Annotated in this window: 18 protein-coding genes; 11 read left to right on the top strand and 7 right to left on the bottom strand. The window is 70.8% G+C overall.

Annotated features, from left to right (window positions below; translation table 11 throughout):
- Positions 1 to 20 precede the first annotated feature (20 nt).
- Both LTL01_RS09410 and LTL01_RS09405 read left to right on the top strand, forming a co-directional pair.
- Positions 21 to 1556: an alanine/glycine:cation symporter family protein gene (locus tag LTL01_RS09410; protein WP_236968354.1), complete on the top strand. Its 1536-nt coding sequence runs from the start codon at positions 21 to 23 to the stop codon at positions 1554 to 1556.
- A 24-nt stretch (positions 1557 to 1580) separates the two neighbouring features.
- Positions 1581 to 2384: a DUF1206 domain-containing protein gene (locus LTL01_RS09405; RefSeq protein ID WP_064319332.1), complete on the top strand. Its 804-nt coding sequence runs from the start codon at positions 1581 to 1583 to the stop codon at positions 2382 to 2384.
- A gap of 22 nt (positions 2385 to 2406) precedes the next feature.
- Here the strand turns inward: LTL01_RS09405 and LTL01_RS09400 are convergent, their stop codons facing one another.
- Complete coding sequence (locus LTL01_RS09400; protein WP_236968353.1) at positions 2407 to 4161, bottom strand: proline--tRNA ligase; 1755 nt, start codon at positions 4159 to 4161, stop codon at positions 2407 to 2409.
- A gap of 57 nt (positions 4162 to 4218) precedes the next feature.
- On the opposite strand from LTL01_RS09400, the gene LTL01_RS09395 reads away from it, so the two are divergent.
- The 4 genes from LTL01_RS09395 (at position 4219) to LTL01_RS09380 (ending at position 7527) form a co-directional block, all read left to right on the top strand.
- On the top strand, positions 4219 to 5013 hold the full coding sequence (locus tag LTL01_RS09395) for an NADH:ubiquinone oxidoreductase subunit 4 (chain M) (protein ID WP_236968352.1): 795 nt from the start codon (positions 4219 to 4221) through the stop codon (positions 5011 to 5013).
- Between the two features lie 20 nt (positions 5014 to 5033).
- Positions 5034 to 5666, top strand: coding sequence for a pyroglutamyl-peptidase I (pcp, locus tag LTL01_RS09390; protein WP_236968351.1), 633 nt, complete (start codon positions 5034 to 5036; stop codon positions 5664 to 5666).
- Between the two features lie 164 nt (positions 5667 to 5830).
- Positions 5831 to 6511, top strand: a complete 681-nt coding sequence (locus LTL01_RS09385) for a GntR family transcriptional regulator (protein ID WP_236968350.1) — start codon at positions 5831 to 5833, stop codon at positions 6509 to 6511.
- Positions 6508 to 7527: a 1-aminocyclopropane-1-carboxylate deaminase gene (locus LTL01_RS09380; protein WP_236968349.1), complete on the top strand. Its 1020-nt coding sequence runs from the start codon at positions 6508 to 6510 to the stop codon at positions 7525 to 7527. Before LTL01_RS09385 ends, LTL01_RS09380 begins: the two co-directional genes overlap by 4 nt.
- Positions 7528 to 7563: 36 nt before the next feature.
- On the opposite strand, the gene ispG is transcribed toward LTL01_RS09380, so the two are convergent.
- Positions 7564 to 8715 (bottom strand): flavodoxin-dependent (E)-4-hydroxy-3-methylbut-2-enyl-diphosphate synthase, encoded by a 1152-nt coding sequence (gene ispG / locus LTL01_RS09375; RefSeq protein WP_197272961.1) that lies wholly within the window; start codon positions 8713 to 8715, stop codon positions 7564 to 7566.
- Between the two features lie 232 nt (positions 8716 to 8947).
- Between ispG and LTL01_RS09370 the strand changes: the two genes are divergently transcribed.
- Positions 8948 to 10924: an anthranilate synthase family protein gene (locus LTL01_RS09370; protein ID WP_053547607.1), complete on the top strand. Its 1977-nt coding sequence runs from the start codon at positions 8948 to 8950 to the stop codon at positions 10922 to 10924.
- Between the two features lie 16 nt (positions 10925 to 10940).
- On the opposite strand, the gene LTL01_RS09365 is transcribed toward LTL01_RS09370, so the two are convergent.
- On the bottom strand, positions 10941 to 12284 hold the full coding sequence (locus LTL01_RS09365) for a M50 family metallopeptidase (protein WP_236968348.1): 1344 nt from the start codon (positions 12282 to 12284) through the stop codon (positions 10941 to 10943).
- Positions 12285 to 12395: 111 nt separating this feature from the next.
- Here LTL01_RS09365 and LTL01_RS09360 point away from each other — a divergent pair, with 111 nt between their 5' ends.
- A complete protein-coding gene (locus LTL01_RS09360; RefSeq protein ID WP_236968347.1) occupies positions 12396 to 14048 on the top strand; it encodes a Mur ligase family protein in 1653 nt (550 codons plus the stop codon).
- Between the two features lie 21 nt (positions 14049 to 14069).
- Here the strand turns inward: LTL01_RS09360 and dxr are convergent, their stop codons facing one another.
- On the bottom strand, positions 14070 to 15152 hold the full coding sequence (dxr, locus tag LTL01_RS09355; RefSeq protein ID WP_236968346.1) for a 1-deoxy-D-xylulose-5-phosphate reductoisomerase: 1083 nt from the start codon (positions 15150 to 15152) through the stop codon (positions 14070 to 14072).
- Positions 15153 to 15183: 31 nt separating this feature from the next.
- The gene (locus LTL01_RS14865; RefSeq protein ID WP_236968345.1) at positions 15184 to 16134 is read right to left on the bottom strand and encodes an FKBP-type peptidyl-prolyl cis-trans isomerase; all 951 of its coding nucleotides are present in this window, start codon (positions 16132 to 16134) and stop codon (positions 15184 to 15186) included.
- Positions 16135 to 16250: 116 nt separating this feature from the next.
- Between LTL01_RS14865 and LTL01_RS09345 the strand changes: the two genes are divergently transcribed.
- Entirely contained in the window at positions 16251 to 17039 is a 789-nt protein-coding gene (locus LTL01_RS09345; protein WP_372461327.1) for a lysophospholipid acyltransferase family protein, read from the top strand.
- Between the two features lie 6 nt (positions 17040 to 17045).
- Here LTL01_RS09345 and LTL01_RS09340 read toward each other — a convergent pair whose 3' ends face one another.
- Complete coding sequence (locus tag LTL01_RS09340) at positions 17046 to 17522, bottom strand: OsmC family protein (protein WP_236968344.1); 477 nt, start codon at positions 17520 to 17522, stop codon at positions 17046 to 17048.
- Positions 17523 to 17573: 51 nt separating this feature from the next.
- On the opposite strand from LTL01_RS09340, the gene LTL01_RS09335 reads away from it, so the two are divergent.
- Positions 17574 to 18563, top strand: coding sequence for an asparaginase (locus LTL01_RS09335; RefSeq protein ID WP_236968343.1), 990 nt, complete (start codon positions 17574 to 17576; stop codon positions 18561 to 18563).
- A 56-nt stretch (positions 18564 to 18619) separates the two neighbouring features.
- Positions 18620 to 19735 carry an alanine dehydrogenase gene (ald, locus tag LTL01_RS09330; RefSeq protein WP_236968342.1) on the top strand — a complete coding sequence of 372 codons (1116 nt, stop codon included), beginning with the start codon at positions 18620 to 18622 and terminating at the stop codon, positions 19733 to 19735.
- Between the two features lie 251 nt (positions 19736 to 19986).
- On the opposite strand, the gene LTL01_RS09325 is transcribed toward ald, so the two are convergent.
- Complete coding sequence (locus LTL01_RS09325; protein ID WP_236968341.1) at positions 19987 to 21552, bottom strand: APC family permease; 1566 nt, start codon at positions 21550 to 21552, stop codon at positions 19987 to 19989.
- Positions 21553 to 21579: the final 27 nt, after the last annotated feature.

The following is a 21579-nucleotide window of genomic DNA, read 5'->3' as shown; positions in this document are numbered from 1 at the left end:
CGGGCCGCCATACTGGGCCGATGGATCAGCTGATCGATGTGGACGCGCTCACCGACTGGATGGCGACGTGGGGCGACAACCTGTGGACCTGGATCGTCCTGCCCATCGTGGTGCTCCTCGGGCTCTACTTCACGCTCCGATCCGGAGTGGTGCAGTTCCGGCTCATCCCGGAGATGTTCCGGACCCTCACCGACAAGACGCCCCGCACCGAATCGGGCGAGCCGCAGTCGGTGTCCTCGTTCCAGGCGTTCACGATCTCCGCCGCTTCCCGTGTCGGCGTCGGCAACATCGCCGGCGTCGGGACCGCGATCGCCCTCGGCGGCCCGGGCGCGATCTTCTGGATGTGGCTGATGGCCTTCGTCGGTGGCGCGTCCGCCTTCATCGAGTCGTCGCTCGCGCAGCTGTACAAGACCCGTGACAACGACGGCTTCCGCGGCGGCCCGGCGTATTACATGCAGCGCGGCCTCCGCGCCCGGTGGATGGGGATCGTCTTCGCCGTCATCCTCATCATCTGCTTCCCTCTCGCCTTCTCGTCCCTCCAGGCGAACACGATCCAGGCGACGCTCTCCGGCAGCTTCGACGAGTCCGCCTCGGCGTGGCTGCCGTGGGCCACGGGCATCGGCCTCGCAGTCCTCGTGGCCCTGGTCGTCTTCGGGGGCGTCCGCCGCATCGCCTCGGTCACCCAGGCTCTGGTCCCCGCGATGGCGATCCTCTACCTGATCCTGGGTCTGGTCATCGTCGTCATCCACGCGGATCGGATCCCGGCGGTCATCGCCGAGATCTTCACCTCGGCGTTCGGCTACAACGAGGTCGTCGGCGCCACGCTCGGCTACATCATCCTCACCGGTGTCCGCCGCGGCATGTTCTCGAACGAGGCGGGTCTCGGATCCGCCCCGAACGCCGGGGCCTCCGCCGCCGTCACCCATCCCGTCAAGCAGGGTCTCGTGCAGACCCTCGGTGTCTACTTCGACACCTTCCTCGTCTGCTCGATCACCGCGTTCATCATCCTGGTCTCCGTCCCCGACCTCGCCGGGGCCACGCAGGGCATCGGGCTGACGCAGGGTGCGGTGGTCGGCACGCTCGGCGAGTGGTCGAACGTGGTGCTGAGCATCATCATCTTCCTCCTCGCCTTCAGCTCCATCCTCGGCAACTACTACTACGGCGAATCGAACATCGAGTTCATCACCGGGAACCGCGCGGTGCTCACCGGCTATCGGGTCGTGGCGGTCCTCGCCGTCCTCGTCGGCGCCCTGGTGTCCACCGGGGCGATCTGGACCTTCGCCGACGGGGCGATGGGCTTCATGGCCCTCGTCAACCTCGTGGCCATCGGTCTCCTCTCGGGGATCGCCTTCCGACTGCTGAAGGACTACACGCGGCAGCGGCGCGAGGGCCGCGATCCCGTCTTCACACGCGACCTCCTGCCGGACGTGAAGAACATCGAGGTGTGGGAGGACGAGCTGTCCGTCACAGGCCCCATCGACCTTCCGACCAGCCGCCGACAGTCGGCGAAGCACCGCGACCACCTGCACGGATCGGCCGGTCGCGCGGACTCGTGACGCGAAGGGCCTAGCGTCTATGGGATGAGACGTGAGGCCAAGCGCGCCGCCCGGTCGGTGGAGGAATCCACCCCGATGCGGTGGGCTGCGCGCGCGGGATTCGCCGGCAACGGCCTCGTCCACCTGCTGATGGGCGCGATCATCCTGGTCGTCGTCTTCGGCGGGGAGGGCGAATCCGATCAGGCCGGGGCCTTCAAGGCCCTCGCCGCCGCCCCCTTCGGACTCTTCGCGCTGTGGGCGCTCGTCATCGCCGTCACCGCCCTCGGGGTCTATTACGTCGTGGAGGGTCTGCTGATCCGCGACCGCAGCACGGTGGCGAAATGGCGGCGGCGCGCGGTCGAGTGGGGGAAGGCGGTCATCTACCTCGCCCTCGGATTCATCGCCGGTGCGATCGCGCTCGGTGCGCGCCCGCAGGGCGATCGGTCGCTGCAGCAGGCCAGTACGGCGCTTCTGCAGATGCCCGGGGGTCCGTGGCTGCTCGGGGCGATCGGCCTCACGGTCCTCGGCAGCGGCATCGCCTTCGCGGTGATGGGCGTCCTCACCCGTTTCCGACCGTTCATGGTCATCCCCGGCGGCGTCCTCGGTGTGGCGGTGATCGGCCTCGGGGTCATCGGGTACATCGCCAAGGGGATCGCCCTCGGCATCGTCGGGGTGCTGCTGACGATGGCCGCCGTCACCGTCGACGGATCCTACGCGGGCGGGTTCGACGGCGCCGTGGAGGCCCTTATGGCCCTGCCGTTCGGCTCGTGGCTGGGAGGCGCCGTCGGCGCGGGTTTCCTCGCCTACGCGCTGTTCCTCTTCGCCCGCACGCGGTACGCCGACATCTGATCGGTGCGGGCCTCGGGCCCGATCAGCCCGCCAGCATGCGCAGGGCCTCGGCGGCCGCGACGACCTCGCGCTCCCCCGTGCGCCGATCCCACAGCTCGACCTGTCCATCGGCGGCACCGCGGCCGACGATGACGATCCGCGGGACGCCGATGAGCTCGGCGTCGGCGAACTTCACCCCGGGCGACACCTTGGGTCGGTCGTCGTAGAGGACGTCGCGTCCGGCGGCCTCGAGGTCCGCGGCGAGCGTCGTCGCCAGGTCGAAGGCCGCGGCATCCTTGCCCGTGGCGATGACGTGCACGTCGAACGGCGCGACCGACTCCGGCCACACCAGTCCCTTCGCGTCGTTGTTCAGCTCGGCGAGGATCGCGAGGATGCGGGTCACACCGATGCCGTAGGAACCCATCGTGACGGTGACGAGCTTGCCGTTCTCGTCGAGGACCTTCAGCCCGAGCGTCTCGGCGAAGAACCGGCCGAGGGCGAAGACGTGACCGATCTCCATGCCGCGGGCGAGCTCGACGGGCCCGGATCCGTCGGGTGCCGGATCGCCCGGTACGACTTCGGCGACCTCGACGACGCCGTCCGCAGTGAAGTCCCGGCCGACCACGAGGGAGTGTACGTGCTTCTGGTCGATGTTCGCGCCGGTGATCCAGGACGTCCCGTCGACCACCCGCGGGTCGAGCAGGTAGCGGATGCCGGTCGCCGACTCCTCGCCCAGGACGGGTCCGGTCGGCGACCAGGGGCCGATGTAGCCCTTGACCAGGAGCGGATGCCGCTCGAAGTCCTCCGGGGTGGCGGGCTCGACCGCCGCAGGAGCGAAGGCGACCTCGGCGCGCTTGTCATCCACGCCCCGGTCACCCGGGAGTCCGACCACGACGAGTTCGCGCGTGCCGTCGAGGTGGGTGAGGGCGAGCACGACGTTCTTCAGCGTGTCTGCTGCGGTGTACTCGCCGTCGAGGTGGGCGTTGACGTGCGCGACGAGCGTGTCGATCGTGGGGGTGTCGGGCGAATCGAAGATCTGCGGTTCGGGAAGACCGTCGATCGGGAGCGCGTCGGGGACGACCGTGGTGAAGGCCTCCACGTTGGCGGCGTACCCGCCGGCGGAACGGACGAAGGTGTCCTCCCCCACGGGTGTGGGGTGGAGGAACTCCTCGCTGCGCGCACCGCCCATGAGCCCGTTGTCGGCGGCGACGATGACGTACTCCAGGCCCAGGCGCTGGAAGATGCGCTCGTAGGCGTCGCGCTGCGCCTGGTACGAGGCATCCTGTCCCGCGTCGGTGTAGTCGAACGAGTAGGCGTCCTTCATCGTGAACTCGCGACCGCGCAGGAGTCCGGCGCGGGGCCGGGCCTCGTCGCGGTACTTGTCCTGGATCTGGAAGATCGTCAGCGGCAGGTCCTTGTACGACGAGTAGAGGTCCTTCACCAGGAGCGTGAACATCTCCTCGTGGGTCGGCGCCAGCAGGTAGTCGGCGCCCTTGCGGTCCTGCAGGCGGAAGATGCCGTCGCCGTAGGAGGTCCAGCGACCGGACTGCTCATACGGGTCCCGCGGCAGCAGCGCCGGGAAATGCACCTCGAACGCCCCCGCCGCCGCCATCTCGTCGCGGATGACGGCCTCGATCTTCGCCTTGACCTTCAGGCCCAGCGGCAGCCACGTGAAGATGCCGGGCGCGGCGCGGCGGATGTAGCCGGCGCGCACGAGCAGACGATGGCTCGTGACCTCGGCATCGGCCGGGTCTTCGCGGAGGGTGCGGAGGAAGAAGTTCGACAGACGGGTGACCACGAGCGACGAGTCTACGCGCGCGGCCGGTCGCGCCGCGCGGCGCGCTACGCTGACGCCGTGCGTGCTCAGGCGGTGCTGATCTCGGCGGTCGCCGCGATGCTCGCCGCGGTGGTCGCCGTCACCGTCGTCGTCCTGCTCCGCCCGGCCGGCGACGCCGCTCCGCTCGAGGCGGACGAGGACTTCGGCGACGTGCGGGTGTACGCGATCGACCTCGACGGCGCACCGGTGCCCGAGCCGGGCCCCGACGCGCAGCGGGTGTGGGACCTGTTCGTCCGCGTCGCCACCCCCGCGTTCGCGGCGGAGGCGATGTCGGAGTACCGCGTCGGCGATGCGCCCGACAGCGACACGATGGCCTACGTCCACCGCGACGAGGACGACCCGACCCTCTGGACCCTCGCGGCGAACATCGCCTACGCCGACGACGAGGACCTGCTCACCTCGACGCTCATCCACGAGTACGGACACATCCTGAGTCTCGGACTGGCGGACGTGGATCCGGATGCCGACGACTGCGCGACGTTCTGGATCGACGAGGGGTGCGTCGCGGCATCCTCCGCCCTCTTCGCCTTCGACGAGACGTTCTGGATCGCGTACGGAGATCTCGCGCCAGCTCCCGACGACACCGACGCCGAGCGGGGCGAGGCGCTCTTCGAAGCGTATCCCGACGACTTCGTCTCGGATTACGCGGCCACCAACGTCGTGGAGGACTTCGCCGAGACCTTCCAGGCATTCGTCCTCGAGGACGAGCCCGCCCCGGATTCGCCGGTCGCGGAGAAGATCCTCTTCTTCTGGGACCTGCCCGCCTACGTCGAGGTCCGCGAGCGGATCCGCACCGATCTCGGATGGCCCTGAGGCGCGCGTACGCTGAGACGATGACCCGCGCGCTCGTCACCGGATTCGTCCCGTTCGCCGGCGATACCGCGAATCCGTCGGGAGACGCGGTCCGGCTCTTGGCGGCATCCTGGAGCGGCCCCGCCGCGCTCGTCACCGCGATCCTCCCGGTCTCGTTCGACGGCGCCGCCGCGGCCCTCCGCTCCCTGATCGACGAGCACCGCCCCGACGTCGTCATCGCCACGGGCCTCGCCGGCGACCGCGGCGGCATCACTCCCGAGCGGATCGCAGTGAACCTCGCGGACGCGCGCATCCCGGACAACGACGGGGCGCAGCCGATCGATGCGCCGAGCGTGCCCGGGGCCCCCGCGGCGTTCTTCGCGACCCTGCCGGTGAAGGCGATCGTCGCCGACCTCCGGGCGGCGGGGGTGCCGGCATTTGTCTCCCATTCGGCGGGAACGTTCGTCTGCAACCACGTGATGTTCCACGCACTCCATGCGACCACCGGGGTGGCGGGCGTGCGCGCCGGGTTCGTGCACGTCCCCTGGACGACCGATCACCGGGCGGACGCCGTGGTCTCGACGGCCGACGTCGCCCGCGCCCTGGCGCTCGTGCTCGAGACGACGCTCCGCACGCCCGTCGACCCGCCCCTCGTCGGCGGCGCCCTCAGCTGACCCCCGCCGCCCCCGGGCCGAACTCCTCCGATCCGGGCCGAATCGCCCCGAATCGGCCGGATTCCCGCCCGCGACCACCGAATCTGAGGAGTTCGGCCCGCGAGGCCGAGAAGACGTGAGCCGCGGGTTTGACACGGCACCCCCCGCAGTATGCAATATATTGCGTGCCGCTCCCCGCGATCCCGCTCCCCCCTCGCGCGCTCCTGCGCGACGACGTCTACGCCCGTGTGCGCGACGCGATCGTCGACGGGACCCTCGCGCCCGAGGAGCAGCTGCGGGACGCCGACATCGCGGCGTGGCTCGGGGTCAGCCGAACCCCGGTGCGCGAGGCGCTGCTCGCGCTCTCCCGCGCGGGTCTCGTGCAGGCGACGCCGGGACGCTCGACCGTGGTCGCCCCGTTGGACGTCGACGCCGTCCGCGATGCGCAGGGCGTCGTCGCCGCGCTCCACCGCTGGGCGGTCGAGACGGCGGTACCGCAGATGAACGGCGAGGACCTCGAGCGGATGCGGCATGCCAACGCCGCCTTCGCCGACGCACAGCAGCGCGGCGACGTCGACGCTGCGCTCGCAGCCGATGCCGCCTTCCACGCCGTCGCCGTCGAGCGGTGCGGAAACGCCGCCCTCGCGGCAGTCCTGGCGACCTACGAGCCGGTCCTCGAGCGGGCCGAGCGCCTGCGCTTCGCCTCCCACGAAGGCCGGGACTCCACCGCACGGCACGACGAGCTCGTCGAGCTGTGCGAGCGAGGCGACGTCGAGCTCGCAGGCAGCTGCGTCGCCGAGATCTGGCAGACCCTCACACCCCTCGACACACCCGCACCCACCCGCACCGGAGGAGACGCCCCGTGAACTTCGAGCAGCACCCGCGCTACCCCCTCACCTTCGGACCGAGTCCCCTCCAGCACCTGAAGCGCCTCACGCAGCATCTCGGCGGCGCGGAGATCTGGGCCAAGCGCGAGGACGTCTCCAGCGGGCTCGCCTACGGCGGGAACAAGATCCGCAAGCTCGAGTACATCGTTCCGGACATCCTCGCTTCCGGCGCCGACACGCTGGTCTCGATCGGCGGCTACCAGTCCAACCACACCCGTCAGGTCGCCGCGGTCGCCGCGCACCTGGGGCTGAAGGCCCGTCTCGTGCAGGAGAAGTGGGTCCCGTGGGATGACCCCACCAACGATCGCGTGGGCAACATCCTGCTCTCGCGCATGATGGGCGCGGACTCGCGGCTGGACGATGCGGGCTTCGACATCGGCATCCGCGATTCCTGGAAAGAGGCTCTCGCGGAGGTGGAGGATGCCGGCGGCACGCCCTACCCGATTCCCGCCGGCGCCTCCGAGCACCGGCTCGGCGGCCTGGGATTCGCGAACTGGGCCTTCGAGGTCGCCGCGCAGGAGAAGGAACTCGGGCTGACCTTCGACACGATCGTGGTGTGCACCGTGACCGGGTCGACCCACGCGGGGATGATCGCGGGGTTCGCCGCGCTCGAGGACCTCACCGGCGTGCGGCGCCGCATCCTCGGGATCGACGCGTCGGCGACGCTGGCGAAGACCCGCGATCAGGTGGCCCGGATCGCGCGCAACACCGCTGCGCTCATCGAGCTCGGGCGGGACCTGCGCGATGACGAGATCCAGGTGCTCGAGGGCTGGGCGGGCGAGCTCTACGGACTCCCGGTCGATTCGACGATGGAGGCGATGGCCCTCGGCGCGCAGCTCGAGGCGATGATCACCGACCCGGTCTACGAGGGCAAGTCCCTCGCGGGACTGATCGATCTCGTCTCCTCGGGCGACATCCCCAAGGACTCCACCGTCCTCTACGCGCACCTCGGCGGACAGCCGGCGATCAACGCGTACCACTCGCTCTGGCCCTGAGCCCCCGCGAGGGCAGACCGCCCGCGGCCGCCCGGGTCAGGACGTGACGACCTGGGCGGTCCCGAGAGGAGCGTCCGGACCCATCTCCGCGGCGATCCGGTTGGCCTCTTCGATCAGGGTCTGCACGATCTCGGCCTCGGGCACGGTCTTGATGACCTCGCCCTTGACGAAGATCTGGCCCTTGCCGTTGCCGCTGGCGACCCCGAGGTCGGCCTCGCGGGCCTCCCCCGGACCGTTGACGACGCACCCCATGACGGCGACGCGCAGAGGCACGGTCATGTCCTTCAGTCCCTCGGTGACGTTGTCGGCGAGCGTGTAGACATCGACCTGAGCGCGCCCGCAGGAGGGGCACGACACGATCTCGAGCTTGCGTTCGCGGAGGTTCAGCGACTGCAGGATCTGGTGGCCGACCTTGACCTCTTCGGCCGGCGGCGCCGACAGCGAGACGCGGATGGTGTCGCCGATGCCCTCGGAGAGCAGGATGCCGAAGGCCGTGGCGCTCTTGATCGTCCCCTGGAACGCGGGTCCGGCCTCGGTGACGCCGAGGTGGAGCGGCCAGTCGCCGCGCTCGGCGAGCTGCCGGTAGGCCTTGACCATGACGATCGGGTCGTTGTGCTTGACCGAGATCTTGAAGTCGTGGAAGTCGTGCTCCTCGAACAGCGACGCCTCCCACACGGCACTCTCCACGAGCGCCTCAGGCGTGGCCTTGCCGTACTTCTCGAGGAGGCGGCGGTCGAGCGACCCGGCGTTCACGCCGATGCGCAGCGAGACGTTCGCGGCCTTCGCCGCTGCGGCGATGGCGCCGACCTGATCGTCGAACTTCCGGATGTTGCCGGGATTGACCCGCACGGCACCGCATCCGGCGTCGATCGCCTGGAAGACGTACTTCGGCTGGAAGTGGATGTCGGCGATGACCGGGATCTGGCTCTTCTTCGCGATGATGTGCAGCACATCGGCGTCGTCCTGCGACGGCACGGCGACGCGCACGATCTCGCAGCCGGATGCCGTCAACTCGGCGATCTGCTGCAGGGTCGCGTTGATGTCGGTGGTGGGCGTCGTGGTCATCGACTGGACGCTGACGGGGGCGTCGCCTCCGACGAGCACCTTCCCGACCTTGATCTGTCGGGTCTTGCGACGCGGGGCGAGGGTTTCAGGAGCCTTCGGCATCCCCAGATTCACAGCGGGCACGACCACAGCCTACGCGGCGCACCGCCCGAAGGCGCGGCGGATCGCCAACGCCCAGGCCCCTCCCACCCTCCGCACCCCGGATCGCGCGCACACGCTGTGGTAGTTTCGGCGCATGTTCGCGCGCTCCGCCTGGTGGCCCACCGTATAGGCGGTGGCTGCGCGTGAGGACAGACCGCCCCCGGGGCGGTCTTTCTTCTTCGTAGGGCGACCGCCCCCACGACGAAAGATCGACATGAACGCCCCCGCCGCATCGCTCCTGCTCGAACTCGCCGCATCCGGCGCGCCCTTCGCGCTGATCTCGCGCGACGCCGAGACCATCGAGGTCCTCACCGGCGACGTCCACGACGTCGACCTCCTCGCCGACATCCCGCTGCACGATTGCACCGGCGCGCCGCGCGAGGTGCTCGCGCTCGTGCCGTTCCGTCAGGTGCGCGAGCGCGGGTTCGCGTGCCACGACGACGGCGCGCCGCTTCGCTGCCTGGTGGTCGCCGACCACATCGCGCTTCCGCGCGCGGAGGTGCTCGCGGGACTCCCCGCGACACCGATCGCCCTGCGCGACGCCGGCTTCGACATCGACGACGAATCCTACGCCGACATCGTCCGGCGCGTCATCGCCGACGAGATCGGTCGCGGCGAGGGCGCGAACTTCGTCATCCGTCGGGACTTCACCGCCGAGGTCGACGCCGACCCCGCCGTCGCCGCCCTGACCTGGTTCCGTGCGCTCCTCGAGCACGAGCGCGGCGCCTACTGGACGTTCGCGATCGTCACGGACGGTCACGTCGCCGTCGGGGCGAGCCCTGAGGCGCACGTGAGCGCCCGGGAGGGCGTGGTCACGATGAATCCGATCTCGGGCACCTTCCGCCACCCCGCCGGCGGTGCCACCGCCGAGACGCTGACGGAGTTCCTGGCCTCCACCAAGGAGACCGAGGAGCTGTTCATGGTGGTCGACGAAGAGCTGAAGATGATGAGCGCGGTGTGCTCGGACGGCGGGCGCATCACCGGGCCGCACCTGAAGGAGATGTCCCGGCTCACTCACACCGAGTACGTCCTCCGCGGGCGCAGCCGCCTGGATCCCCGCGACATCCTCCGCGAGACGATGTTCGCGCCCACGGTCACCGGCTCCCCGATGCAGAACGCCTGCACCGTCATCACGCGACACGAACGCGCCCCCCGCGGCTATTACTCCGGCGTCGCCGCCCTGTTCACCCCTCGCGCGGATGCCGGCGCGCCGAAGAACACGGATGCCGGTACCGCCTCCGCCACGGACGCCGCGCCGACGCACGATCTCGACGCTCCGATCCTCATCCGCACCGCGTATCTCGCCGACGGGCACCTGCGCGTGCCGGTCGGGGCGACGCTCGTGCGTCACTCCGACCCGTACGGCGAGGTCGGCGAGACGCACGGCAAGGCGGCGGGAGTCCTCGGCGCGATCGGCGCGATCCCCCGCGATCGCGTCGCCGAGGAAGCGGCCCTCGCCGCCCGCGCGGACGCCGTCGACGAGGACGAGCCCGCCGCCGAGCCCCGGCGCCTGGCGGACGATCCCGAGATCGCCGCGCTCCTGGCGTCGCGCAACTCGCGCCTCGCGGCGTTCTGGCTGAACCCGCAGGCATCCGCTCCCGACGGGCCCCTCCGCGGTCGCGAGGCGGTCGTCGTGGACGCCGAGGATCGGTTCACCACGATGCTCGCCCATCAGCTGCGCCATCTCGGCCTCGACGTCAGAATCGTGCCGTGGCACCGGGTCACCGCCGACGACGTCCGCGATGCGGAGCTGGTCGTCTGCGGTCCCGGCCCGGGCGACCCGCGCGACCCCGCGTCGGATCGCATGCGTCGGATGCGCGAGATCGTGACCGAGCGTCGCGCCTCGGGGCGCCCCCTCCTCGCGGTGTGCCTCAGCCACCAGATCCTGAGCGACGACGTCGGCCTCGATCTCGCGCCGCTGGCGACCCCGCACCAGGGCCTGCAGAAGACCGTGGACGTGTTCGGAATGCCGGCATCCATTGGCTTCTACAACACCTTCACCGCGCGTGTGGCGCCGGGCACCCGGGAAGTGGGCGACGCGGAGGTGGCCGCGGATGCGAGCGGAGACGTCTACGCGCTCCGCGGACCCGGATTCGCCTCGGTGCAGGGCCACCTCGAATCGATCCTCTCGCGCGACGGCATGGTCACCCTCGAGCGCCTCGTGACCCACGCCCTCACGACGGCGCCCTGACCCGGCCCGCCCGCGCTCAGAAGAGCGAGAGCGGGTTGACGATATCGGTGAGGATCAGCACGCCGCCCATCACCACCAGGGCGATGAAGACGACGAAAGTGACCGGGACCAGCTTGGTGGCGTCCACCGGCTTCGGCGGCGGGCGGTTCGTGATCTTCGCCCACGCGCGCTTGATGCCGTCCCACAGCGCCACCACGACGTGTCCCCCGTCGAGCGGCAGGAGAGGCAGCAGGTTGAAGACGAACAGGGCGATGTTCAGCGATGCCAGAAGCGACAGCAGACCCGCCACACGGTTCAGGACCGGCGCCTCGGCGGAGGCGACCTCGCCCGCGAGCACTCCCGCACCGACGACGCTCAACGGCCCGTTGGGGTCGCGCTCCTCGCCCGTGATGAGGGTCGCACCGGTCTCCCACACCTTCACCGGCAGCTGCCAGATGATCCCGGCGACGGCACCGACGTTCTCGACGGCCGTCTGGGGGCCCGTCCAGATCGGCTGGCGGACGTAGGCGGACTCCTGACGGATGCCGGCGATCCCCACCGTCTCGGTGACGACGGCGCCGTCCGCGTCGGTCACCGCGCGGCCCAGGTCGTCGACGACCGGCTGCTCCACGGACGCCGGTGTGAGTCGGACGCTCCGCTGCTCCCCGTCGCGTTCGACGACGAGCGTCAGCGGCTCACCCGGGGACGAGCGGATGAGCGACGTCATCTCGGCGAAGGTCTCCACCGGCTGCCCGGCCACCTCGACGACGACGTCCCCCGGCTCGATGCCGGCGGCGGCCGCGGGGGCTGCGGGATCGGACGCCGCGCACGTGGTGCGCTCCTCCCCGGCGGGGATGACGCACTCGCTGACGCTCGCGACGGTCGTCGTGGCGGTCTGCACGCCGATGCCGGAGAAGAGGAGCGCGAACAGGAACACCGCGAAGAGGAGGTTCATCACGGGTCCGCCGAGCATGATCACGACGCGCTTCCAGACGGGAAGGCGGTAGAACACCCGAGGGTCGCCGTCGCCGTCGAGGGTCTCGTCGTTGGCGGCGCGGGCATCCTGGACCATGGTGGCGAAGAATCCGCCGCCGGCGCGTCCCGTGCGCTCCCCCGCGGCGCGGGCGGCCTGCTCCTTCGGCGACGGCGGGTACATGCCCGCCATCGAGATGTAGCCGCCGAGCGGAATGGCCTTGACGCCGTACTCGGTCTCGCCGCGACGGCGGGAGAAGAGCGTCGGCCCGAAGCCGATCATGTACTGGCCGACGCGGACGCCGAACGCCTTCGCCGGCCACAGGTGGCCGAGCTCGTGCAGGGCGATCGAGACGGCGAGCCCCACGACCAGCAGCACGACTCCCACGACGAACGCGATCACTTCCACGCGCTCACGCTACCCCCGCCCGCCTTTGAATCGGCCGTGACCATCGGAGCGCGACCGGTTGCGCCGCACCGATCCCGTCCCACCCGGAGCGGGTGAGAAGATGGGAGCGCCATGCCCAGCGACGCTTCCTCGAACCTGCCTCCCGTGCTCCGACCGAGCACCGCACCCGCCGTGAGCCTGCGTGCTCTCGCAGACGCCTTCGCCGCCGACGTCGACGGGGAGGCGGACGGCGTGACGATCCACGGACTGACCCTCGCCACCGGCGACCTGCGGCCCGGCGACCTGTTCGTCGCGACCCGAGGGGTCAATCGCCACGGCGCGGAGTTCGTCGAGGATGCGGCCGCACGCGGCGCCGTCGCGGTGATGACGGATGCCGCGGGCGCGGCCCTCGCGTCGGCATCCGCGTTGCCGGTCCTCGTGGTCGACGACCCGCGGGCCGTGCTCGGTGCCCTCTCGGCCTGGGTGTACGGCACCGGTCGGGACGACGACCTGCCGATCCTGTTCGGCACGACCGGGACGAACGGGAAAACCAGCGTGTCGCATCTGCTGGAGGGCATCCTCGAGCAGCTCGGCGCCGTCACCGGTCTGTCGTCCACCGCGGAGCGTCACATCGCGGGCGAGATCATCGTGTCGCGCCTGACCACGCCCGAGGCATACGAGATGCACGCGCTCCTGGCGCTCATGCGCGAGCGCGGCGTCGAGGCCGTCGCCGTAGAGGTCAGCGCGCAGGCCCTCAGCCGCCGGCGCGTCGACGGCATCGTGTTCGACGTTGCCGGGTTCACCAACCTCACCCACGACCACCTCGACGACTACGCCGACATGCGCGAGTACTTCGAGGCGAAGATGCCGCTGTTCCGCGCCGATCGCGCGCGTCGCGCCGTGATCTGCGTCGACGCCGCCACCGGAGCCGAGGTGCGGGAGCGCTGCGAGGTGCCCGCGGTCACCGTGGGGACCCCGGCGATCGCCGATGACCCGGATGCCGCGGCCGCGGCGGACTGGACCGTGGAGATCCTGGAGGAGCGCAAGGACGGCACCCGCTTCCGTCTCGCGGCGAAGGACGGTCGTGCGCTCACGACGGTGGTCCCCGTGATCGGACGCCACATGGCCGCCAACGCGGGGCTCGCGATCGTGATGATCCTCGAGGGCGGCTACCCGTGGGAGCGCCTCGTCGCGGCACTCGACGGCGGCCGGATCCGGGCGTTTCTGCCGGGGCGCACCCAGCTGGTCTCGGGCGAGCGGGGCCCGGCGGTCTTCGTGGATTTCGGACACTCCCCGGATGCCTTCGAGAAGACGCTCGCGGCCGTGCGCCGGGTGACCCCCGGCCGCGTCGTCATGCTCTTCGGCGCGGACGGCGACCGCGACAAGACCAAGCGTCACGACATGGGGCGCACCGCCGTGCTCGGCAGCGACATCCTGGTGGTCACCGATCACCACCCCCGGCACGAGGATCCCGACGGCATCCGCGCGACGCTCATCGAGGGGGCGCGGCGCGCACGACCCGATGCCGAGATCCACGAATCCTCGCCGCCGGAGCGCGCGATCCGGGAGGCGGTCGCCCTCGTCGGTGACGGCGACGCGATCCTGTGGGCCGGTCCCGGGCACCAGGACTACCGCGACATCCGGGGCGTGCGGACGCCGTACTCCGCCAGGGAACTCGCCCGCCGCGCGCTGCGGGATGCCGGGTGGCCGGTGCCGGAACCGGCGTGGCCGGTGCCGTACCCGGAGGACTCCACTCCCGCCTCGGATCCGCTCCGACCGGCCTGAGCCGACCAAGACCTGCGGAGGTCAGGCCTTCGCGATCATCCGATCGGCGGTCTCGCGCGCCCACCGCTCCGCCTCGGCGAGCGTCTCACGGGTGAGCTCGTCGGGCGCCGAATGCGCGTCGAGCACGCGCTCGATCGTCTCCACGATCCCGGGGAAGCCGATCCGGCCCTCGTGGAACGCGTCGACGGCCTGCTCGTTCGCGGCGTTGAACACCGCGGGATGGGTGCCGCCGGCCCGACCGACGTGCTTCGCGAGGCGCACCGCGGGGAAGGCGTCCTCGTCGAGGGGCTCGAACGTCCACGCGGTGGCGGCCGTGAAATCGAGCGGCCTGCCCACACCGGCCACACGGTGCGGCCAGTCAAGACCCAGCGAGATCGGCAGCCGCATGTCCGGAGGCGACGCCTGGGCGATGGTGGACCCGTCTACGAACTCGACCATCGAGTGGACGATCGACTGGGGGTGGACGACGACATCGATGTCGGCGTAGTCGACGTCGAAGAGCAGGTGCGCCTCGATGACCTCGAGCCCTTTGTTCACGAGCGTCGCGGAGTTCGTCGTGACCACGCGACCCATGTCCCAGGTGGGATGCGCGAGCGCCTCGGCGGGAGTCACCGTCTCGAGCGAGGCGCGATCGCGCCCGCGGAACGGACCACCGGATGCCGTCAGGATGAGCCGGCGCACCTCGGCGGGAGTGCCGCTGCGGAGCGCCTGCGCGATCGCGGAGTGCTCCGAATCGACCGGGACGATCTGACCGGGCGCCGCGACCCGGGTGACGAGCTCTCCGCCGACGATCAGAGATTCCTTGTTCGCCAGCGCCAGGGTCCGACCTGCCGCCAGGGCGGCCAGGGTCGGACCGAGTCCGACCGACCCGGTGATGCCGTTGAGGACGACATCCGCGTCGACATCGGCGACGAGCTGCTCCGCCTCCGCGGCGCCGACGGCGACGTGCTCAACATGGAACTCCGCCGCCTGGGCGCGCATCTCGTCCGCGCGGGAGAAGGCGGACAGGCCGACCACCTCGAAGCGCTCTGGGTTTGCCCGGATCACGTCCAGAGCCTGGGTGCCGATGGAACCGGTGGAGCCGAGGACGATGACGCGTCGCATCGGGCCAGCCTAGCGCCGCGCCGACCGCGCCTTACTGCTGTGCGCGGGCGGCGTCGATGATGTCGACGACGAAGACCAGGGTCTCCCCGGCCAGCTCATGGGTGCTGGATCCGGTGTCGCCGTAGCCGCACGTGGGCGGCATGGCGACCACGACGGTCGACCCCACGGTCTGGCCCTCCAGCGCGCGCTGGAAGCCGCTCACGACACCGAGGGTGGAGAAGGTCGCGGGCTCGCCGCGCTCCCAGCTCGAGTCGAAGACGGTTCCGTCGCTCCACTTCACGCCGGTGTAGTCCACCGTGACGTTGTCGCCGGGCTCGACCACGGCGCCGTCGCCTTCTTCGAGGACCTCGAGCTGGACCTCGGCCGGCGGCTCGGCATCCGCGATGGTGATCGTCGGGACGCCCTCGCCGTCGAACTCCACGGTCGGGAAGTCGGGACCGGGCTCGGCCACCGCACACCATTCGTCCGCCGGGGTCACGCCCAGCACGTCGATGACGTAGACCTGACCGGCGGAGGCGCCGGTCGTGTCGGGCACCGTCACCACGACGCGCGAGCCTTCGGTGGCGCATCCGAAGTAGAAGTCCGCACCGGAACCGAGGGTGATCGGCATGGCGGGGAGGGCCGCACCGCCGAAGCCGCCTTCCTGCAGGCTCTCTCCGGTCGCGGCGTCGAAGACGGCGAGCGCGTACGAGACGTAGTCGCCGTCAGAGATCGCGGCGCCGTCGCCCTCCACGAGGACCTCGCGCTCCGCGCTGGTGAACTCCAGCGGCGCCTCGAACGTCGCGGTCGCACTCTCGCCGACCTCGCCGTCCACCGTGATCGAGCTGACGACGTCGCCCGTCGGTGCGGCGACGGCGCACAGGTCGCCGGCTGCGGCCTCGGTGGCCGTCGGAGTCGCCTCCGGTGCGCCGCCGGCGCATCCGGTGAGGGCGAGGGCCGTCAGGGCGGCGAAGGACAGAGCGGCAAGCGGGCGGAAGCGCACGGAAAAGACCTCGGAAGTTGAGAACGGGAGTGTTCATCTTCGCGCACTTTTTCTTTGTCTGTGCTGGGAGTACGGGCATTCCCCCGTGAGAATGCGATCCGGAGTACCCTCGTCGGGTGACATCGGACCCGGCAGCCACCCCCGAGGACGACTCTCAGACCCCCGCGTCCGCCGCGGACGCGACGCCGGATTCGGCGCGGAAGATGGGGGCGACGTACGCGATCGGCCGGTTCGCGATCTCCACCCTCGGTCGCCTGCTCTACCGTCCGCGCGTGGAAGGTCGGGACCTGGTCCCCCGCCACGGTCCCGTGATCTTCGCGAGCAACCACCTGTCGTTCCTCGATTCGATCGCCATCCCCGTCGCCGCCCCGCGTCCGGTGCACTTCCTCGCCAAGTCGAGCTACTTCGAAAGCGCCGGATCCCGCTGGTTCTTCACCTCGATCGGGGCGATCCCCGTCGAGCGCGGCGCGGGCCAGGCGGCCCTCGACGCCCTCGACCAGCAGCGCCGCATCCTGCAGGAGGGACGCGCCGTGGCGCTGTACCCCGAGGGCACGCGGTCCCTGGACGGCCGGCTGTACAAGGGGCGCACCGGCGTCGCCTTCCTCGCACTACAGACGGGTGCGCCCGTCGTCCCGGTGGGTCTCATCGGAACGGATGCCGTCATGCCGGTGGGTGCGAAGATGCCCTCCCTGCGCCACCGCGTCACCGTGAAGTTCGGCACGCCGTTGGATCTGTCCCACCACGGCCCCGCGACGTCGGGTCGCGCGCGACGGGGCGCGACCGACGAGATCATGGCCGCGATCCACGCGCTCTCGGGACAGGAGCTCGCCGGCGCCTACAACGAGGTTCCCGCGCAGAACCCGATCGAGCGCATCAAGCAGGTCCTGCCGCACGAACGGCTCTGAGCGAGGTCACCGCGGTCGGACGAGGACGGTCGGTTCGTGCCGCACCGGGAAGTTCACCGAGTTGGCGATGAAGCACCAGGCGTGCGCCTGGTCGTGGAGGGACTGCGCAGCCTCGCGCATGGACTCCTCGGCCACCGTCACGCGGGGACGGAGGACGACCTCGCGGAACGCGCCTCCCCCGCGACCGTCCTCGACCATCAGCCCGGTCGCGTCGTCCTCGTACCCGAGGACGACGACGCCTCCGCCGACGCACGCGTGGAGGTACGACAGCAGGTGGCATTCGCTGAGCGCCGCCAGCAGCAGATCCTCGGGATTCCAGCGGGCGGGATCGCCGCGGAACGGCTTGTCGGCGGATGCCGGCAGCTCCGGCTTGCCGGGCACCACCAGCGTGACCGAGCGGTCGTAGTCGCGGTATCCGGACGTCCCCGAGCCGCGGTCTCCGGTCCAGGTCGCCCGGACGGAGTATCGATGCTCGCCGAACATGAGCACAGTCTGTCATGGGGGTGCCGAACGTCCCGGCGGTAGGCTGGTGCGGTGCCGCAGACCTTCTCCGCAGCCGACGCCGTCGAGCTCGCCCTCGTGGAACGCAGCGGCTTCGTCGAGTCCCGCCACGTGGGTGTCGCCGTGGTGCTCGCCCCCGACGGCACGGTGCGCGACCGCCTCGGCGACGTCGATGCGCCGATCCTCCCCCGGTCGAGCCTGAAGCCTCTCCAGGCTCTGGCCTTCCTCGCGGCGGGCGCACCGCTGGACGGGGAGCGCCTGGGACTCGCGACGGCCAGCCACTCCGGCACCGATCGGCACGTGGCCGTCGTCCGCGGCATCCTCGACGCCGCGGGCCTCGGCGAGGACGCGCTCCAGTGCCCCCCGGCCTGGCCCGGCGACACCGCCACGCGCGACGAGCTCGTACGCGAGCGGCTCGCGCCCGCCCGCATCCGGATGAACTGCTCCGGGAAGCATGCCGCGATGCTGCTCACGTGCGCCGTCAACGGGTGGGACACCGCCACCTACCTCGACCCGGCCCATCCGCTGCAGGCTCAGATCCGCGAGACGGCGGAACGGCTTCTCGGCGAGAAGGTCGGAAGCGTCGCCGTCGACGGCTGCGGCGCGCCGGTGTACCCCGTCTCGCTGACGGCGCTCGCACGCGCGATCCACCGCATCGGCACGGCGTCGCCGTCGTCGCCGTTCGCCCTGCACCGCAGCGCCGGGGCGCTGGTCGCGGCGGTCCGCAGCCATCCCTGGACGATCGACGGCCCCGACCGGCCCGACACCGTCGCGATCGAGCGCCTCGGCGTGTTCGCCAAGACCGGCGCCGAGGGGGTTCTCGTGATGGTCGCCCCCGACGGGACGACGGTGGCGTTGAAGATCCTCGACGGGAACGGCCGCGCGGCCACCGCCGTCGCGCTCCGCTTCCTCGAACGCGCCGGGGCCCTCGCTCCGGCGGACGTCGCCGAGACGATGACCAGACTCTCGCTGTCGCTCAGCGGCGGCGATCGCACCGTCGGGGCCATCCGCCCCGCGTTCTAGAGGCGCTCCGATCCGGAGCCCGAGCGCTCCAACGGCGGAGCGGAAAGGATCGCACGATGAGGATCAGCGTCCCCACCGAGGTCAAGAACAACGAGTATCGGGTGGCTCTCACCCCGCCGGGCGTGCACGATCTCGTCGCCGCCGGTCACGAGGTCATCGTCCAGACCGGCGCCGGCGCCGGCTCTTCGATGCCGGATGCCGAGTACCACGAGGCCGGTGCCACACTCCTCGACGATCCCGCCGAGGTCTGGGCCCGCGCGGAGCTGCTGCTGAAGGTGAAGGAGCCGATCGCGAGCGAGTACGGCTACTTCCGTGACGACCTCGTGCTCTTCACCTATCTGCACCTCGCCGCGGACCGTCCGCTCACCGAGCGTCTGATCACGGACGGCGTGACGGCCATCGCCTACGAGACGGTTCAGGTCGCCGGCGGGGGTCTGCCCCTTCTCGCGCCCATGAGCGAGGTCGCCGGGCGGCTCGCACCCATGGTGGGCGCGTCGACCCTGATGCGCTCCGCCGGGGGCCGCGGCCTGCTCATGTCGGGTGTGCCTGGAACGCGCCCGGCCACGGTGACGGTCATCGGCGGCGGCGTCGCGGGAGCGAACGCCGCCGTGATCGCGGCCGGTATGGGTGCCGATGTGACCGTCTTCGACACCAACATCCCGCGTCTGCGGCATCTCGACGACCACTTCCAGGGGCGTGTGAAGACGGCGGCGTCGAATCCGCTCGACCTCGACCGCGCCGTCGTCGCGTCCGACCTCGTGATCGGCTCCGTCCTCATCCCGGGCGCGAAGGCGCCGAAGCTCGTCACCAACGAGATGGTGTCGCGGATGCGACCGGGCTCGGTGCTCGTGGACATCGCCGTCGATCAGGGCGGCTGTTTCGAGGACACGCGCCCGACGACCCACGCCGACCCGACCTTCGCGGTCCACGACACGGTGTTCTACTGCGTCGCGAACATGCCCGGCGCGGTGCCGAACACCTCCACCTCCGCCCTCACCAACGCCACGCTCCCCTACATCCGCCAGATCGCCCGTCGCGGCTGGCGCGAGGCGCTGCGCGCCGACGCCGCGCTGGCGTCGGGGCTCAACACCCACGGCGGGCACGTGGTCAATCCCGGGGTCGCCGCTGCGCACGACCTGCGCGCGGTCGACCTCGCCGACGCGCTCGCCTGATCCCACACCGGCCCGCGCCCACGCCGGGCGTGGGCCGAACTCCTCCGATCCGGCCCCCACAACCCCGAACCCGCGGCCACCCGCGGCGTGTCGCCGCGAAACGGAGGAGTTGCGACCGCCCGACCCGGCCCCGCAGCCCCGACCGCCCGGCGGGCCGAACTCCTCCGATCCGGCCCCCACAACCCCGAACCCGGGCCCACCCACGGCGCGTCGCCGCGAAACGGAGGAGTTGCGACCGCCGCGCGCGGGCGTCAGGCGAGTCCGCCGTCGACGGACCGCGCCGCGGCGGCAGGCTCGTCCGGCACCATCACCGGCGTCTCCCGGTTCAGGCTCTCGCCGCGGAAGAACCGCTTCGAACGCGGGAACAGGAACCACAGCACCATCAGCACCACTCCGAGGGCGAGCGACCCCACGCCGAGGACGAAGGTGCCCCCGATGCCGAAGAGCACCGTGTAGCCGTAATCCACGTCGAACATGTCGATCGCGGACTGGACGAACGCGTACGTGAGCATGAGCGCGCCGAGGAGCGGCAGCACGAGCCGGTAGACGATGTTGCGACCGGAGGTGAAGAGTTCGCGGCGGAAGTACCAGACGCACGCGTAGCCGGTGATGGCGTAGTAGAAGGCGATCGCGAGCCCCAACGACAGGATCGAGTCCTGCAGGATGTTGTCGCTGATGAGGGTCATGCCGATGTAGTAGACCGACGCGACCACGCCCATGACCAGCGTGGAGAACGACGGCGTCTTGTACCGCGGATGCACGGTCTTGAAACGCTCCGGAAGCGCGCGGTACACGCCCATCGCAAGGGTGCCGCGCGCGGTGGGCAGGATCGTGGTCTGCGTCGAGGAGACTGCGGAGATGAGGACGGCGACGACGAGCACCCACCCGACGGGTCCGAGCAGCCCGTCCTTGATGGCGAGGAAGAAGTCGTCGGCGTTCGCCTCGTTTCCGAGGCCCGTCCCGGTGTCGCCGAGCCCGGCGTACATCATGGCCGCGACGGTGACCGAGACGTAGGTGAACAGCAGCAGCACGCAGGTGAGGAGCGCCGCCAGCCCCGGGATGCGTTTCGGGTCTTTCGTCTCCTCGTTGAGGGCGAGACAGGTGTCCCAACCCCAGTAGATGAACAGCGCGAGCAGGATCGCTTCGGTGAATCCGGACCACTCTTCGAACGCGAACGGGTTGAACCAGTCCCAGGCGAACGGGGTGGCGCCCGGCGCGGATCCCGCGAAGTACTGCCACAGCGCCGCGACGACGAAGATCGCCAGCGCCAGGTACTGGATCGCGAGCAACACGTTCTGCACCCGCTCGCCGATCTCCACCCCGCGCCAGCTGATCCACGTCATGAGGGCGATGAAGACGACGCCGGTGGCGGTGACGAGCGGGACGTTGTCGGAGAGGAGGGCGTCCTGGCCCGACCCGATGATGCCGTCGACGAGCGCCCAGAAGTAGATGCCGCCGATCTGGGCGAGGTTGGCGAGCACCACCATGCCGGCGACGGCCACACCCCAGCCGCCCATCCACCCCACCCACGGGCCGAAGGCCTTCGTGCCCCAGGTGAAGGTCGTTCCGCAATCGGGGACGGCGTTGTTCAGCTCACGGTAGGCGAAGGCGATGAAGAGCATCGGCACGAAGGCGACGACGAAGGCGATCGGCGCTTGCGCGCCCACCGCGAGGACGACGAATCCGAGGGTCGCCACCAGGGAGTACACCGGCGCCGTGGAGGCGAGGCCGATGACGGTGGATCCCCACAGACCGAGCGTTCCTGCGGCCAGTCCCTTGCCGTCCGGACGGTCAAGCCTGATCGGCGTGGTGGACATGACTGCGACGCTAGGGGTCCACCCGTC

It is taken from the genome of Microbacterium aurantiacum (assembly GCF_021654035.1).
GTDB lineage: Bacteria > Actinomycetota > Actinomycetes > Actinomycetales > Microbacteriaceae > Microbacterium > Microbacterium aurantiacum.
This window is presented reverse-complemented; position numbering and strand designations above follow the sequence as displayed.